Origin of the sequence: Streptomyces sp. NBRC 110028 (assembly GCF_001417735.1) — a bacterium.
Taxonomy (GTDB): domain Bacteria; phylum Actinomycetota; class Actinomycetes; order Streptomycetales; family Streptomycetaceae; genus Streptomyces.
On record NZ_BBUZ01000068.1, the window covers coordinates 1 to 16,894 of the forward strand.

Sequence of the window (16,894 nt, forward strand, 5' to 3'; positions counted from 1 at the left end):
GGCGCGTCCGGACCCGGTGGCGATCCTGCCGGTCTCGGGCTGGTGTCCGCGGGGCATCCGCTGCTGGGCGCGGCGGTGGAGCTGGCCGACGGCACCACGCGTCTGCTGACCGGACGTGTGTCACCGCGGACCCATCCGTGGCTCTCTGAGCATGTGGTGGCGGGGGCGGCGCTGGCGCCGGGAGCGGTGCTGGTGGAGTGGGCGCTGCGGGCGGCCGATGAGGCGGGCTGCGGTGGCGTGGAGGAACTGGCGCTGCAGCGGCCACTGGTGCTGCCCGCGTCCGGGGGTTTGCGGGTGCAGGTGGTGGTGGGCGCCGCGGCGGAGGACGGGCGGCGTGACGTGGCCGTGTACACGTGCCCGGATGACACGGGGGGTCCCGTGGAGTGGGTGTGCCACGCGACGGGTGTGCTGGCCCCGCCCGCCGACGCCCCCGGGCAGGCGGAGGGGCTGGGAGGCGTATGGCCTCCAGTGGACGCGGAGCCGCTGGACGTCGACGGGTTCTACGAACAGGTGCGGGCGGCCGGTTACGGGTACGGGCCGGCGTTCCAGGGCCTGACCGCCGCCTGGCGGCACGGTGCGGACATCCTCGCCGAGGTGGTGTTGCCCGATGCCGCCGGTGACCGGAGCGGGTTCGGGATCCACCCGGCGCTGCTCGACGCGGCGTTGCATCCGTCGCTGCTCATGGACCGGCCGGAGGGGCAGGAGCACGACGACAGGGTCCGGTTGCCGTTCGCGTGGAACGGCGTGTCCCTGTGGGCGTCCGAGGCGGCCGGCGTGCGGGTGCGGCTGACCCGCGACGAGGAGCGGCAGGCGCTGCGGATGACGGTGGCCGATCCGGTGGGTGCGCCGGTTCTGACGGTGGACTCGCTGGTCACCCGCCCGGCCGGTGCCGATGGGTTGCGGGCGGCCGCGGCGGGGGGCGGGGTGGACGGGCTGTTCACGCTGAGCTGGACTCCGCTTCCGGTGCCCGTCACCGCACCGTCCGCGCGGTCGGTGGTGGGGGACGGCGGCTGGGTGGTTCTGGGCGACGATCCGCTGGACCTGGCGGTCTCGGTGGCACAGGGCGCGGAGAAGGACGGCGCGGACCAGGACGTTGCGCGCTACCCGGACCTGGAGGCGCTGATCGCGGACATCGACGCCGGTGCGCCCGCTCCGTCGGTGGTCCTGACGGCCTGCCACGCACCCGGCGACGTGGCCGACGCCGGGGACGGTCTGCGGGCGGTGGACGGGTTGCTGGGACTGGTGCAGGGGTGGCTGGGGCGGGCGGCCCTGGCCGACGCGCGGCTGGTGGTGGTCACGCGCGGCGCGGTGGCCTCCAGTGAGGACGTGGCGGTGGATCCGGTCGGGGCCGGGGCGTGGGGGCTGGTCCGCAGCGCCCAGTCGGAGAATCCCGAACGGTTCGTTCTGCTCGACCTTGGTCCGGGCGCCGAACCCGACGTCGCCGCAGGGGCGGTCGTCCGCGCGGTGGATCTGCACGAGCCACAGGTGGCGGTGCGTACGGGGCGCGTCCTGGTGCCCCGACTGGGGCGTGCCGGTGCCGGTGATGCGCTTCCCGCTGACGCCGAAGGAGCACCGGGCGCCGGTGGGGTGCTCGATCCGGACGGCACCGTACTGATCACCGGCGGGACGGGCACCCTGGGCGGTCTGGTCGCCGAACACCTGGTGCGCACCTGGGGTGTCAAGCATCTGCTGCTCGCCGGCCGAAGCGGCCCGCATGCCCCTGGTGCCACCGAACTGGCCGATCGACTGGGTGGGTTGGGTGCCCACGTATGCGTCCGCGCCGTCGATGTCAGCGATCCGGCGGAGGTGGCGGGTCTGGTCGCCGGGGTCGACCCGGCGCACCCGCTGACCGGTGTCGTCCACGCCGCCGGTGTGCTGGACGACGCTGTGCTCACCTCCCAGAGCCCGGAGCGGCTGGCCCGGGTCTGGGATCCGAAGGCCACGGCCGCGGCGCATCTGCACACGGCGACGGCGGATCTGCCGCTGGCCCTGTTCGTGGTGTTCTCCTCGACGGCGGCCACCCTGGGCTCGTCGGGGCAGTCCAACTACGCCGCGTCGAACGCGTTCTGCGATGCCCTGGCCGCCCACCGTCGCGCCCTCGGCCTGCCGGGCGTGTCGGTGGCCTGGGGCCTGTGGGCCGACGCCAGTGGCATGACCGGACACCTGGGCGAGGCGGACCGGGCCCGGATGGCGCGCTCCGGCATCGGGGCGATGTCCGGTGAACGGGCGCTGGGGCTGCTGGACGCCGCCGTCCGGCACGGGGCGCCGCATCTCGTCGCCATCGACCTGGACGTACGGGCGCTGGGCGGGCAGCCCGCGCTCACCCTGCCCGCCCCGCTGCGGGCGCTCACCGGTGGCGGTCCGGCGCGGCGCACCGCCGCCACCGGCCGGGCGCACACCGACTGGTCCGGCCATCTTGCGGCGCTTCCCCGGGACGAACAGCACCGGGTGCTGCTCCAGCTGGTGCTCACGCACGCGGCGGCCGCGCTGGGCCACTCCGATCCCGGCCGGATTCCGGCCGAGCGCGGCTTCCTGGACCTGGGCTTCGACTCGCTGACCGCGATCGAGCTGCGGAACCGGCTGACCGCCGTCACCGGGCTGCGGCTGGCCACCACGCTCATCTTCGACCAGCCCAACCCGGCCGCCCTCGCCGCGCATCTGCACACCGAGCTGGCGCCGGGGGACGTGGATCCGCTCACCCCGGTGCTGGGCGCGCTGGAGCGGATGGAGGGCACGCTGCTCACCGCGGCCCGGGACGAGGCGGCGTGGGGCGCACTGCGCAAGCGCCTGCGGAGCACGCTGTCGAAGCTGGACGCCCTGCACGGCGGCCCGGCGGAGGGCGGCCCGGCGGAGGGCGCCGCGCTGAGCGGCCGCATCCATGACGCCAGCGCCGACGAGATCTTCCAGTTCATCGATCAGGACCTTGGCCGCGGAGACAGCGACGGAGAGCACATGGGAGCACACGTTGATTGACGAACGAAGCCGGAAGAGGCTCATCCTCGAACACAGCCGTCGGCTGAACGCCGCAGACGTGGACGGGCTGCTGGAGCTGTACGCGGACGAGGTCACCTTCGAGGATCCGGTCGGTTCGGGTGCGCGGAGCGGGCGCGAGGCGCTGCGGGCGCACTTCGAGGAGCTGGCCGCGGCAGGTATCGCCGAGGTTCCCGGTGAGCCGGTGGCGGGGCAGGACGGTGTGCATGCGCTGGTGCCCGTCACCGCCACCATGGGCTACCTCCCGAAGGGGCCCGGGTTCGCCGACCACGGCTGGCTGACGGCGCCCGACGCTCCCGAGGACGCCCGCATCACCTGGGACTACGTGCTGATGGTGCGCGCGGGCGCCGGTGGCCTCATTCAGGAGCTGCGGAAGTTCTGGGGGAGGTCCGACATCGGCACGACATCGGCATCGGCATCGGCATCGGCATCCCGGAGCGGCACCCCGCGATCTGACGATACGCGGTCGCGGAACGGCACAGGAGGCGGAGGCGTTCATGGCCGATGAGACGACCCTCAAGAAGATGGCCGTGGAGTATGCGCGGCGCATGAACGCCGGTGATGTGGACGACGTCCTCGCACTGTTCTCGGACGACATCGTCTTCGAGGACCCGGTCGGCGCGCCACCGCTGATCGGTAAGGAGGCGCTCCGCGAACACATCGCGTGGTCCATCGAATGCCAGGTGCACGAGACGCCGGGCCGCCCGGTCACCTCGATGGACGGCCGGCGGGCAGCGGTGCCGACCACGGTCACGGTCTACGCGCCGACGAAACTGACCTTCAGCATCATCGGTGTCATTGAGCTCGGTGATGACGGTCTGGTCCATCACGCCCAGGCGTTCTGGGGCATCACGGACACCAAAGTGGGTGATGGCCCCGAACTCACCGGTGTCGCCCACTTCATGGCCGTCACCCAGAACCTCGCTCGGATGGTCCAGGCCAAGGGCAGCCCCAGTCCGATGTAAGTGGTGAAGGGACGAAGCAGAACCATGACCGAACCGAAGCGCGGAATTGTCCTGGGTGGTGGCTGGGCGGGAATGTTGGCCGCGCATGTGCTCGCCCGCCATCTGGAGAGTGTCACCGTCGTGGAGCGCGATGTGCTGCCGGACGGGCCCCGCCACCGCAAGGGTTCGCCCCAGGCGCGCCACGTCCATGTGCTGTGGTCGAGTGGCGCCCGTATCGTCGACGCGCTGCTGCCGGGCACGATCGACCGGCTGCTGGGCGCGGGCGCCCGCCGGGTCGGATTTCACCAGGACCTGGTGACGCTGACCTCGCACGGCTGGCAGCACCGCTTCCCGCCCCGGCAGTACGCCATCATGTGCACCCGGCCGTTCCTGGATTGGATCGTCCGCGACCAGATCCTGGCGGCCGGGCGGATCTCCGTGCGGTCGCGCGCCGAGATCCTCGACCTGGCCGGAGACGGCAAACGAGTCACCGGGGCGCGGGTGCGGGACATGGACACCGGGGCCCTGGAAACGCTGGAAGCGGACCTGGTGGTCGACGCCTCGGGACGCGGATCCCGGCTGCGGCACTGGCTGTCGACGCTGGAACTGCCCCCGGTGGAGGAGGACGTCGTCGACGCGGGCATCGCGTACGCCACCCGGGTGTTCCGGGCGCCGCCGGGGGCCACCACCGGATTCCCCGCCGTCAACGTGGCCGCCGACCACCGGGTGCGCGAGCCCGGCCGCTTCGGCGTGGTCTACCCGCAGGAGGACGGCACCTGGATGGTGACGCTGTCCTGCACCCGTGGCGCCGGGCTGCCCACGCACGACGACGACTTCCTGCCGTACGCCCGGACCCTGCGCCATCCGCTCGTCGCCGACCTCATCGCCCTGGCCGAGCCGCTGACGTCGGTGGCGGTCTCCCACGTCGGCGCCAACCGCCGGCTGTACCCGGAGCGGCTGGACACCTGGCCGGAGGGTCTGCTCGTCCTCGGGGACGCGCTGGCCGCGTTCAACCCGATCTACGGCCATGGGATGAGCGCCGCCGCACGCGGCGCCGCCGCGCTCGACGCGGAGCTGCAACGGTCCGGATACGCCCCGGCACGGACCCGGCGGGTGCAGCAGGCCGTCAGCGCCGTGGTGGACGACCCGTGGATCATGGCCGCGTCCAAGGACGTCGAATACGTCAACTGCCGTACCAGCGTGACGGATCCCCGGCTGACCGGCGGGGCGGTGGCGCGGCAGCGCTTCTCCGACCTCATCTCCGACCGGGCGATTCGCGCCTCCGCGGTGTGTGACGTGGTGACCGATGTGATCAGCCTGGCCGCCCCGCAGTCCGAGCTGGCGACCAGCCGCTTCCTGTCGCTGATGCAGCAGGACCGGCCGCTGCCGGAACTCACCGCGCCGCCGCTGCGCCCCGAAGAACTCGCCCTGGTGGATCTGAATCCGCGCAGCACGGTGGCCGGGCGACCGTCATGACGAACGAGGAAAAGCTCGTCGACTACCTCAAGTGGACCACCGCCGAGCTGCACGAGGCCCGGCGACAGCTGCGGGATCTGCGGTCGGAGCGCGAGGCGGAACGGGAGCCGGAACAGGAGCCGGAACAGGATGAGCCGATCGCGATTGTCGGCATGGCCTGCCGCTTCCCCGGCGGGGTGAGCACACCGGAGCAGCTGTGGGATCTGGTGGCCGGTGAGCGAGACGCCATCTCCGGCCTTCCCACCGACCGCGGGTGGGATCTGGAGCGGCTCCACGACTCCGATCCGGGCGACCGTGGCAGCTCGTACGTGCGGGCGGGTGGCTTCATCCATGACGCGGGCGCGTTCGACGCGGAGTTCTTCGGCATCGGCCCCCGTGAGGCCGCGGCCGTCGAACCGCAGCAGCGGATGCTGCTGGAACTGGCCTGGGAGGCCGCGGAGAGCGCGGGAATCGATCCACTGACGCTGCGCGGCAGCCCCACGGGCGTGTACACGGGCGTGATGTACCACGACTACGCCGCGCGGCTGAGCGAGATCCCGGAAGATCTGCTGGGGCACGTGGGGAACGGCAGCGCCGGGAGCGTGGCATCGGGCCGGATCGCGTTCACCCTGGGGTTGCGGGGCGCGGCCGTCACCCTGGACACGGCGTGTTCGTCGTCGCTGGTGGCGATGCATCTGGCCGCGCGGTCCCTGCGTCAGCGGGAATGTGCCCTGGCGCTGGCCGGTGGAGCCGCCCTCATGTACACCCCGAGCGTGTTCCAGGCGGCCTCCGGCCAGCAGCAGCTCGCCCCCGACGCGCGGTGCAAGTCCTTCGCGGACGCGGCCGACGGCATGGTGTACGGGGAGGGCGCCGGTCTGGTGCTGCTGGAACGGCTGTCCGACGCGCGCCGCCACGGCCACCAGGTGCTGGCGGTGCTCCGCGGGTCGGCGATCAACCAGGATGGCGCCAGTACGGGGATGGCCGCGCCGAACGGCCCGGCCCAGCAGGAACTGATCCGGGACGCGCTGGCGAACGCCGGGCTGTCGGCGGCCGGCGTGGACGCGGTGGAGGCGCACGGCACCGGTACCGCGTTCGGCGATTCCATCGAGGCGCAGGCGCTGCTTGCCACCTACGGTCAGCAACGGCCGGACCACCGGCCCCTGCTGCTGGGGTCGGTGAAGTCGAACATCGGGCACACCCAGGCCGCCGCCGGGCTGGCCGGTGTCATCAAGATGGTGATGGCCATGCGGCACGGGGTGCTGCCGCGTTCCCTGCACATCGACCGGCCCACCCGGCTGGCCGACTGGCGCAGGGGTGCGGTGCGGCTGCTGACCGAGCGGACGGCGTGGCCGGTGCGCGACGAGGGCCCGCGGCGCGCCGGGGTGTCCTCCTTCAGCGCGAGCGGCACCAACGCCCATCTGATCCTGGAGCAGGCGCCCCCCGGTTCTGATGCCGATGGCGGTGAGGTTCCGCCCGGCGGAGTGGTGCCCTGGGTGCTGTCCGCGCGTGGTGCGGCGGCGTTACGTGGCCAGGCGCGGGCTCTGGCCGCGCATACGGCCCAGGATGCGGACGTGTCACCGCGCGATGTGGGGTGGTCGCTGGCCACGACGCGTTCGGTGTTCGACCACCGGGCCGTGGTGGTCGGCGAGGGGCAGGACGAGCTACGGGCGGGGCTGGAGGCGCTGGCAGCGGGTGAGCCGCATCCGGCCGTGGTCGGGCCGGGTGTGGTCCGCAGCGGCCGGGCGACGGGCCCGCCGCTGCGGACGGTGTTCCTGTTCGACGGCGGAAGCGGACGGTGTACGGAGGCGGGCCGCGAACTGTACGACCGTTTCCCGGTGTTCGCCGCCGCCTTCGACGAGGTGTGCACGTTGCTGGGAACGGCGGGGAACCGTCCGCCGCCGGGCTCGGACGCCGGGCTGTTCGCGCTGTACATCGCGCTGGTCCGGCTGCTGGACACCGCCGGGGTACGGCCCGATGCGGTGACGGGTGACTCCGTCGGCGCGATCGCCGCCGCGCATGTCGCCGGTGTCTTCGGCCTCTCCGACGCCTGCCGCCTCGTCGCGGCCGGTCCCGGTGAACTCCCCCGGGCCATCGGCACGGTGTCCCTCCGCCGTCCGGCGATCCCGGTCCTCGACGGCCTCACCGGCCTGCCCGCCGACGAGCGGATCAGCACACCCGGCTACTGGTGCGACCGCGACACCGCCGGCCCGCGCTCCGAGGTCCCGAACCCGGGCGAGGCCGGTGTGGTCTGGGAGTTGGGGCCCTGGCGTGGTCTGCCGGACGAGGCGGCGCCGCTGGTGCTGTCGCCGTTCGGTGGCGACGGCGAGCGGTCGGAGGCGCGTGAGCTGATGTACGCGCTGGCGCGGCTGCACACGACGGGCGCCGCTGTCGACTGGGCCGCCCTCTTCCGCGGCGCCACATCACCGCGTACCGTCCCGTTGCCCACCTACGCCTTCCAGCGGCAGCGGTTCTGGCTGGAGAACGCATCCCACGCGGATCCCGCACCGGTGACCGAGACATGGGTGGACACCGAGTTCTGGGATGCCGTGGAGGACACGGACATGGCGGCCCTCACCCGGACCCTGGATGTGCCCGCGGAGCGGCATGACCTGCTACGGGAGGTCCTGCCCGCGCTGGCCGCCTGGCGGCGGCAGCGGCAGTGGCGGCACCGGATCGTCTGGCAAGCCATGACCGAGGTGGTGGCGCCGAGACTGTCCGGCGCCTGGCTGGTCGCGTCGGCCGGCGGCCCGGCCGCCGACTCCGTTGTCGCCGCGCTGCGTGAGCACGGCGCCGACATCGTCGGACTCGGACCGGACTGCCCGTCGGCCCGTGCCCTCGCCGAGCGGATATCCGTCGCCGCCACCGGGCGGTTCGTCGCGGGTGTGCTCTCCCTGTCGGCCCTGGACGAGACACGGCCCCCGGCCGACGACGGCCGAAACCCGGCGCTCGCCCCGGCCATCTCCCTGGTCGAGGCGGTCGAGCGGGCCGGGATCGAGGCCCCGGTGTGGGTGGCCACGCGCGGCGCGGTGAGCGTCGGTCGCGGGGATCCGCTGACCCGTCCGGAACAGGCCCAGCTCTGGGGCCTGGGCCGCGCGCTCGCGGTGGAACGTCCGCGCTGCTGGGGCGGCCTGGTCGATCTGCCGGACCGGTTCGACGCCCGGGCCGGACGGCGGCTGGCGAGCGCCCTGGCGGGCCTCCACGGCGAGGGCGAAGTGGCCGTACGCGCCGACTGCTGCTTCACGCGACGTCTGGTGCGGGACGCGGCCGGGCGGGCCACCACCGGCAACGGCTCCGCGCCGCGAGGCTGGACCGCCCAGGGTACGGTGCTGATCGCGGGGGCGGCCACCGCGCTGGGCGCGCACACCGCCCGCTGGGTGGCCGGAGCGGGCGCGGACCATCTGCTCCTCCTCGACACCACGGCCCCGGACGACGCTCTGCTCGCCGACCTTGCCGCCTCGGGAGTACAGGTATCCGTTGCCACCGTCGACCCGGCCGATGCGGACGCGCTCGCCGTCGCCGTGGCCGCTCTTCCGGCCGGCGCGCCGCTGACCGCGGTACTGCATCTCGCCGTGCCGCCACCCGATGAGACCGGGCCGCTGGACGCGGCGCGGATCGCGCGCACGTGGCCGACAACGGTGGCGGCGGCCAGGAATCTGTGCGCTCTGAGCCTGAAGAGCGACCTGTCGGCCTTTGTGCTCAGTTCCTCGGCCGTGGGTGTGCTGCCCGGCCCGGGGCTGGGCAACCAGGCCCCGGCCCACGCCTATCTGCACGCGCTCGCGCAGGAGTGCCGGGCGCGGGGCGTCCCGGCGACCTCGGTGTGCTGGGGCACGGGAACGTCCGCACCGTCCCCCCGATCGGCGGCCGCCCTGCTACGGCAGGCGGTCATGGAGAACACGGTGTCCGTGGTCATCGCGGACATCGACGAAGCACCCACCAGGCGGGAGAAACGATGAACGCGTTCACGGCGGTCAATGGCAGCACCCCCGGCGAATCCTCAGAGCCCCAACCGAACGGATCCGATATGCACACGGAACAGAGCGAGACCCATCTCGACGGCACGGCCCTGCACCAGGCGCTGGCCATCGCCACGGCGGAGGAGCGCGAGGACATCCTGCGGGAGACCGTACGGACTCAACTCGCCGACGTCCTCTCCCCCACCCCGGTCGACGACGACAGCAATTTCCTCGAGAACGGGCTCACATCGCTGACCGCGCTCGAACTCACCCGCAAGCTGATGACGCTCACCGACGTGGAAATTCCCCTGGTCGCCATTCTCGAATATCCCACCCCCGCCCGGCTCGGCCACTATCTCGCCGAGGCTTACGAGGCGGTCAACAGCGGGGACGGCGCGACGGCATAAGGCGCCGCGATACGCCGACGCCGGACGGAAGGGGGACCGGCCCCTCCCGCCCGGCGTCTTCCGCGCCCTCACACTCTTAAGTGCCGCTAATGCGCCATCAGTTGACCGCCGCTGGATCTCGAATCACCCATGGCGATCCGGCTAGAATTTCTTCATGGATCTTTCCGTGCCCGTAACCGACGATGTGAAATTGCATTTCCGACACCGGCCTGGAACCGCATCCCCCGCATTCCTCCTGGTGCATGGCATGGCGTCGAACGCCCGCATGTGGGACGAGGTCGCCGACCATCTGGCCGCCGCGGGCCATCCGGTGTACGCGGCCGACCTGCGCGGCCACGGCGAGTCCGACACCCCGGAGAAGGGGTACGACACACAGACCGCCGTCGCGGACCTGGTGGCGGCCTGCGCCGCCCTCGAGCTGTCCGGGGTCGTACTGGCCGGGCACTCCTACGGCGGCAACGTGTCGGTGCGGCTGACCGCCGAGCATCCCGAGCTGGTGGCGGGGCTGGCCCTGGTCGACGGCGGCTGGCTCGAGCCCGCCAAGGCCTTCCCCTCATGGGAGGCGTTCGCCGGCGCGCTGCGCCCGCCCGCGCTGGACGGCGCCACCGTGCAGAGCGTGAGTGACTACTTCCGGGACATTCACCCCGACTGGTCCCCGGCGGCGATCGAAGCGGCCGTGGCCACCATGCGGGAGAACCCGGACGGTTCGCTGTCCCGGCGTATGACCCTCGAACAGCACACGTCGATGCTGCGCAGCATCTGGGACGAGCCGCCGAGCCCCTGGTACCCGGCCATTTCGGTGCCCGCCCTGCTGATGCCCGCCATCCCCAAGGGCGCGGACCGACAGTGGGCCGACCGTATCCGGTCCCGGATCGAGGCCACCACGGCCACGCTGCGCGGTGCGACGATGCGCGCCTACCCGGACTCGGAGCACGATCTGCACGCCCAGCACCCCCAGCGGGTGGCGGAGGACCTGCTCGACCTGGCCCGTACCGTCCGGCAGGCCCTCTGACGTTCGATGACAGTCCTCGTGAGGGACCCCCGTACGGCGTGCCGTACGGGGGTCCCTCACGAGGACTGCCGGGCTCCGGCCGCTCAGGTTCCCCATTCGCGGTCGATGAGGGCGAACACTTCGTCGGCGGTGGCGGCGGCGAGGTCCTGCTCGTCCGCCGGTGCCCCTTCCTCGCCCGCGGTGGCCGTGTACTTCCACAGGAGGCCCTGCAGTCGGTGCACCAGACCGGCGCGCCGCGGGTCTTCGGCCGCCATCCCGGCCAGCGCCGTCTCCAGCGCGTCGAGGTGTCCGAGCCCCGGGTGGGCGGTCGCGGACTCCTCCGGGGCCAGACGAGCCAGCAGCGAGCCCGCCAGGGTCTCCGGTGTCGGATAGTCGAAGACCACCGTCGTCGGCAGGCTCAGCCCGGTGGCGGCACGCAGCCGGTTCCTGAGCTCCACCGCCGCGATCGAGTCGAAACCCAGCTCCTTGAACGGCCGCCCCGGGTCGACCGCCTCCGCCGCCGGGTAGTGCAGTACGGCGGCCACGTGGCCGCGTACCAGGGCGAGCAGCCGCCCGGTCCGCTCGTCCTCGTCCAGCGGGCCCAGCTCCTCGCGCAGCGCCACGGCTCCGTCCTGGCCGGCCTCCCCCTCGGTGGGCTCCCGCGCGGCCTCGATGGCCTGGCGGGCGGCGGGCACCGCGTCGAACAGCCTGCTCGGCCGGGCGAGGGTGAACAGGGGGGCGAAGCGTTCCCAGGTGACATCGGCGATCGTCATCCGCGGATCGTCGTGGTCGAGCACGTGCCGCAGGGCGTTCAGCGCCCGCCGCGGATCCAGTGGGGACAGTCCCTGGCGCCGGGAGCGCTCGGTGTGCGGGGCCACGGGGTGCCGCGTATCGGCGCCGTCCCACAGATCCCACAGCCCCCAGGCGATCGAGACGGCGGCCCGGCCCTCGGCCCTCCGGTGTTGCGCGAGCGCGTCGAGGTGGGCGGTTGCGGCGGCGTACGATCCGTGGTCCTTGCTGCCCCAAGCCGTCGCGACGGTGGAGAAGTAGATCACGGTGGCCTCGGGGCCGAGACCGCACGCCGCCTCAACGTCCTCTTGGGAGTAGCCGAGTTGAGCGGCGATCTCATCGGCCAGCCGCTCCGGTGTCAGCTCCGTCAGCGGTGCCGGCGCACCGGAGATCGGGGTGTGCACGACCGTCCCGATCCGGTGGCCCTCCGCCACCAAGTGTTCGATGGTGCGGATGGCCCCCGCCCGGTCGCCGGAAGCGCGGCCGGCGACCGTCAGCTCGGCGCCGAGCCCGTCCAGCTCGGCGTTCAGCGCGGTGTTCTCATCTCCGTCCTGATGGCCCAGCAGGATCACGTGCTTCGCGCCGTTGGCGGCCACCCATCGGGCGATGTGGGCCGCGGGACCGCTGGTGTCGCCGGTGATGAGCACCGCGTCGCGCGGGGTCCAGGTCCGTGGCGGGGCACCGCCGCCGCTGGGGGCGGGGGCCAGCCGTCGCCCGTACGCGCCCGAAGGGCGCAGAGCCACCTGGTCCTCGCCGGACGCCCCGGTGAGCAGTGCCCGCAGCCGGGCCGGGTCCAGCGCTTCGGGGGTCGCGGGAAGGTCGAGCAATCCGCCCCACGCGGCGGGGTGTTCGAGGGCGGCGACCCGGCCGAGGCCCCAGAGCTGGGCCTGTTCCGGAGCGGTCACGGGGTCGGTGTCGCCGACGGACACCGCCCCTCGGGTGGCGCACCACAGGGGCGCCGTGACGTTCGCGTCCACCAGCGCTTGCAGCAGGGTGAGCGTGCCGGTCAGACCGGTGGCGGCCGCGCCGTGCGGCCCAGGGTGTGCGGAGGTGTCGAGTGCCAGGAGGGACAGGACACCGGCCGGTGGCTCCGCATCGGCGTACCGGTCGTGCAGCAGCTTCGTGAGTCGTGTCCGGTCGGTGTCCTCGGAGACGGTCAGCTCGTACACCTGCCCGCCGCCCACGCTCAGCGCCCGGACGCAGGCGTCCACCCAGCCGTGCGCGCCGTCGGCCGGGCGGACGACGAGCCAGGTGTGCGCGCCGTCCGGAGCGTTGTCGGTGAGGTCGGAGAGGGGCTGCCACTGGATCCGGTAGCGCCAGGAGTCCACGGCGGACCGCTCACGTCGCTCGCGCCGCCACGCGGAGAGCACCGGCAGCACCGTGCCCCACGCGGACCTCGCGCCCTGGTCGTCGGGGAGCCGTAGCGTGGCGGAGACGGCCCGCGGGTCCTCGTCGTCGACGGCGGCCCAGAACCGCTCCTCGTCCTCGTCCGCCTGCGGCGTCGCGGGGGACGGCACCACGTCGGGCAGCCAGTACCGCTCGCGCTGGAAGGCGTAGGTGGGCAGGTCGACGGTGCGCGGGGCCGCCGGGCCGGCCGGGTGGAGGGTCGTCCAGTCGACCGTGGCCCCGGCGGTGAACGCCTGGGCGAGGGACTGGACCAACTGGGCCCTGCCCCCGTGGTCGCGGCGCAGGGTGGGCACGGTGACGGCCTCGACGCCCATGTGCTCGAACGTCTCCTGCATCCCGACGGTCAGCACGGGGTGGGTGCTGGTCTCGATGAACGCCCGGTGGCCATCGGCCAGCAGCGCCTCGATGGCGTCGGCGAACCGTACGGGCTCCCGCAGATTCGTCACCCAGTAGCCGCTGTCCAGGGCTCCGGTGTCGAGCCGTCCGCCGGTGACGGTGGAGTAGAACGCCACTTTCGACGCGCTCGGCCGGATTCCGGCCAGAACCTCGGTCAGGTCACCGGCGATGTCGTCGACCTGCGGGCCGTGTGAGGCGTAGTCCACGTCGATCAGGCGCGCTCGCCCGCCCGTTTCCCGGCAGGCGGCCACCGCGTCGGCCACCTGTGCCGGGGGCCCCGAAATGACGGTGGAGGAAGGGCCGTTGACGGCCGCCAGCCCGACCTCGGCGGCCCGGTCGCCGAGCCCGGCCAGCAGCGTGCCCGCCCGCTCGTGGCCCAGGCCGAGGGACGCCATCGCCCCGCCGCCCGCCAGCCTGCGCAACGCCCGGCTGCGCAGCGCCACGACCTTCGCACCGTCCTCCAGGGACAGCGCCCCCGCCACCACGGCCGCCGCGATCTCGCCCTGGCTGTGGCCCACGACCGCCGCGGGCGTCACCCCGTGCCCGGCCCACACCGCCGCCAGGGAGACCATCACCGCCCAGAGCAAGGGCTGCACCACATCCACCCGGCTCATCCCGGCCGCGCCCTGGGCGCCGCGCAGGACATCGGTCAGCGACCAGTCGACGTACGGTGACAGCGCCCGCTCACACTCCGCCACGCGCGCCGCGAATACCGGCGACGCGTCGAGCAACCCGGCCCCCATGCCCGGCCACTGCGGCCCCTGGCCCGGGAACACCAGCACCGGACCCGGCTCCCCCGCGACGGCGGCGGCACCGGAGTGGACCACGCCCGGGTGCGCCTCCCCGGTGGCGAGCGCCGTGACGGCCGCCAGCAGCGCGTCCCGGTCCTCGCCGAGGGCCACGGCCCGGTGGTCGAACAGCGACCGTGTGGTGGCGAGCGACCAGCCCACATTCGCCACGGGCAGCCGCGGGTCCTCGCCCACCCGTGCCGCCAGCGCCGCCGCCTGCCCCCGCAGGGCCCGCTGGCTGCGGGCGGAGAGCACCCACGCGGTGACACCGTCTGCGGTCGCGTCCGGTACAGACTCCACGGCAGGCTCGGGGGGCTCGGGCGCCTGTTCCAGGATCAGATGGGCGTTGGTGCCGCTGATGCCGAAGGAGGACACCCCCGCCCGGCGCGGTCGCTCGCCCCTCGGCCACGCCACTGGTCCGGTGAGCAGCCGTACCCCGCCGCCCTCCCAGTCCACATGCGGCGTCGGCTCGTCGATGTGCAGGGTGACCGGCAGCGTCTCCTGCCGGAGGGCCATCACCATCTTGATCACACCGGCCACGCCCGCCGCGGCCTGGGCGTGACCGATGTTCGACTTGAGGGAGCCCAGCCACAGGGGCCGGTCCGCGGGCCGGTCGCGGCCGTACGTGGCCAGCAGTGCGTGCGCCTCGATCGGGTCGCCGAGCGAGGTCCCCGTGCCGTGCGCCTCCACCGCGTCCACCTGGTCGGGGGCGAGGCGTGCGTTGGCCAGCGCGTGGCGGATCACCCGCTCCTGCGCCACGTCGTTGGGGGCGGTCAGCCCGTTGCTGGCGCCGTCCTGGTTGACGGCCGAACCGCGGATCACCGCCAGCACCCGGTGGCCGTGGCGGCGTGCGTCCGACAGCCGCTCCAGCAGCACCAGCCCGACGCCCTCGGAGAATCCGGTGCCGTCGGCGGACGCGGCGAAGGACTTGCAGCGCCCGTCCGGAGCCAGTCCGCGCTGCCGGGAGAACTCGGCGAACGCGGTCGGGGTCGTGAGCGCGGTGACCCCGCCCGCGAGCGCCAGGTCGCATTCGCCCTGGCGCAGCGCCTGGCAGGCCAGGTGCATCGCCACCAGGGACGACGAACACGCGGTGTCCACCGTCACCGCCGGCCCCTCAAGACCGAAGGTGTACGCCACCCGGCCGGACACCACGCTGGTGAGGCTGCCGGTGGTGGCGTACCCCTCGAAGCCCTCGGGGATTCCGGGCATCCGGGACAGATAGTCCTGGCTGGACACCCCGGCGTACACACCTGTCGGGCTGCCCTTCAGCGAGGTGGGGTCGATGCCCGCTCGTTCCAGCAGTTCCCAGGACACTTCCAGCAGCAGCCGCTGCTGCGGATCCATCGCCAGTGCCTCGCGCGGGCTGATGCCGAAGAACTCGGCGTCGAAGCGGTCGGCCTCGCGCAGGAATCCACCGTGGCGGACATAGCTGGTACCGGGGTGGTCGGGGTCCGGGTGGTACAGGCCCTCCAGGTCCCAGCCGCGATCGGTGGGGAACTCCTCGATTCCGTCTCCGGCCGAGGACACCAGCTCCCATAACTCCTCGGGCGAGCCCACCCCGCCGGGGTAGCGGCACGCCATGCTCACCAAGGCCACCGGCTCCTGGGAACGCTCCTCCAGGTCCCGAACCCGCTGACGGGCCTGCCCCAGATCCACCGTGACCCGCTTCAGGTAGTGGCGGAGCTTTTCTTCCGTACCCGACATCAGTCCTCACTCACGCTCTGTGTGATCAAGAAGGCAGTTCCCGGTCGATGAACGCGAACAGCTCGTCGTCCGACGCGTCTTCCACGGCCTCGTCGTCCACCGTCTGGCCGACGGCGGCCTCCGGGGTGCCGTCGGCGAGCCGCCACAGCAGCGCCTCCAGGCGCTTCGCCAGCCTGCCGCGGGCCTGGTCGTCGGGGACGAACCGGGCCATCGCCCCTTCCAGCTTCTCCAGCTCGCCGAAGACGGGGAGGGAAGTGTCCGCGGCCGCGGGGCACAGCTGTTCGCGGAGGTCGGCGGCGATGGCCGAGGACGTCGGATGGCGGAAGATGTATGTGGCGGGCAGGCGCAGCCCGGTGGCCGCTGCGAGCCGATTGCGCAGCTCGACGGCGGTCAGCGAATCGAATCCCAGATCCTTGAACGGGGTGTCGCTGTCCACCGCCCCGGCATCGGTGTGCCCCAGCACCGCGGCCGCCTGGGTGCGTACCAGGTGCAGCAGTTCGCGGTGTTGTTCGTCCGGCGTCAGCGCGGTGAGCCGACCGATCAGTCCCGCGGCGGGTACGCCGGTGGCGGCGGTTCGCCGCGCGGTGGCCCCGCGGACGTCCTGGGTGAGGGCGCGCAGCAGGGCCGGGAGGGAGGCTGCGGGCTGTGCGGACAGGGCGCGGATGTCGAGGTCGACGGCCGCCGGCTGAGGATCGCCGTGCCAGCAGGCGGCGTCCAGCAGGCGCAGCGCCTGGTCGCCGGACATCGCGGCGATTCCGGACCGGGCCATCCGGGCCACATCCGCCTCGGCCAGATGGCCGGTCATCCCGCTCGCCTCGGCCCACAGCCCCCACGCCACCGATACACCGGGCAGGCCGAGGTTCTGGCGGTGGGCGGCGAGGGCGTCGCAGAAGGCGTTGGCCGCCGCGTAGTTGGCCTGCCCCGGGCTGCCCATGACTCCGGCGGCCGAGGAGAACATCACGAACACGGCCAGCGGAAGGTGGGCGGTAGCGGTGTGCAGGTTGGCCGCGGCGGTGGCCTTGGCTCCCCAGACCTGGGCCAGCCGCTCCGGCGTTTGCGAGGTGACGAC

General features: G+C 73.2%; 9 protein-coding genes. 7 read left to right on the top strand and 2 right to left on the bottom strand.

What is annotated here, in order from left to right; genetic code table 11:
- From ASC60_RS37715 to ASC60_RS37745, 7 genes are all read left to right on the top strand, one after another.
- A partial coding sequence (locus tag ASC60_RS37715) for a type I polyketide synthase (RefSeq protein ID WP_159043407.1) occupies positions 1-2,973 on the top strand: 2,973 nt, incomplete at its 5' end.
- Positions 2,966-3,499, top strand: a complete 534-nt coding sequence (locus ASC60_RS37720; protein ID WP_079038901.1) for a nuclear transport factor 2 family protein — start codon at positions 2,966-2,968, stop codon at positions 3,497-3,499. The genes ASC60_RS37715 and ASC60_RS37720, both read left to right, overlap by 8 nt.
- A complete protein-coding gene (locus tag ASC60_RS37725; RefSeq protein ID WP_055558249.1) occupies positions 3,489-3,956 on the top strand; it encodes a nuclear transport factor 2 family protein in 468 nt (155 codons plus the stop codon). The genes ASC60_RS37720 and ASC60_RS37725 overlap by 11 nt, the downstream gene beginning before the upstream one ends.
- Before the next feature lie 24 nt (positions 3,957-3,980).
- The gene (locus ASC60_RS37730; RefSeq protein WP_079038902.1) at positions 3,981-5,411 is read left to right on the top strand and encodes an NAD(P)/FAD-dependent oxidoreductase; all 1,431 of its coding nucleotides are present in this window, start codon (positions 3,981-3,983) and stop codon (positions 5,409-5,411) included.
- Complete coding sequence (locus tag ASC60_RS38575; RefSeq protein ID WP_063787290.1) at positions 5,408-9,343, top strand: type I polyketide synthase; 3,936 nt, start codon at positions 5,408-5,410, stop codon at positions 9,341-9,343. Before ASC60_RS37730 ends, ASC60_RS38575 begins: the two co-directional genes overlap by 4 nt.
- A 68-nt stretch (positions 9,344-9,411) precedes the next feature.
- Complete coding sequence (locus tag ASC60_RS37740; protein WP_055558251.1) at positions 9,412-9,750, top strand: acyl carrier protein; 339 nt, start codon at positions 9,412-9,414, stop codon at positions 9,748-9,750.
- 154 nt (positions 9,751-9,904) lie between these two features.
- The gene (locus ASC60_RS37745) at positions 9,905-10,762 is read left to right on the top strand and encodes an alpha/beta fold hydrolase (protein WP_055558252.1); all 858 of its coding nucleotides are present in this window, start codon (positions 9,905-9,907) and stop codon (positions 10,760-10,762) included.
- 83 nt (positions 10,763-10,845) lie between these two features.
- On the opposite strand, the gene ASC60_RS37750 is transcribed toward ASC60_RS37745, so the two are convergent.
- Together ASC60_RS37750 and ASC60_RS37755 are read right to left on the bottom strand one after the other, a co-directional pair.
- Entirely contained in the window at positions 10,846-15,825 is a 4,980-nt protein-coding gene (locus tag ASC60_RS37750) for a type I polyketide synthase (RefSeq protein ID WP_055558253.1), read from the bottom strand.
- 25 nt (positions 15,826-15,850) lie between these two features.
- Positions 15,851-16,894: KR domain-containing protein (locus tag ASC60_RS37755; RefSeq protein WP_159043408.1), on the bottom strand; the 1,044-nt coding region annotated here is incomplete at its 5' end.

What these genes read in the sequence shown, in the direction of transcription:
- ASC60_RS37725 (WP_055558249.1), top strand. Translation starts at nt 3,489, where the DNA reads ATGGCCGATGAGACGACCCTCAAGAAGATGGCCGTGGAGTATGCGCGG.
- ASC60_RS37730 (WP_079038902.1), top strand. Translation starts at nt 3,981, where the DNA reads ATGACCGAACCGAAGCGCGGAATTGTCCTGGGTGGTGGCTGGGCGGGA.
- ASC60_RS38575 (WP_063787290.1), top strand. Translation starts at nt 5,408, where the DNA reads ATGACGAACGAGGAAAAGCTCGTCGACTACCTCAAGTGGACCACCGCC.
- ASC60_RS37740 (WP_055558251.1), top strand. Translation starts at nt 9,412, where the DNA reads ATGCACACGGAACAGAGCGAGACCCATCTCGACGGCACGGCCCTGCAC.
- ASC60_RS37745 (WP_055558252.1), top strand. Translation starts at nt 9,905, where the DNA reads ATGGATCTTTCCGTGCCCGTAACCGACGATGTGAAATTGCATTTCCGA.
- ASC60_RS37750 (WP_055558253.1), bottom strand. Translation starts at nt 15,825, where the DNA reads ATGTCGGGTACGGAAGAAAAGCTCCGCCACTACCTGAAGCGGGTCACG.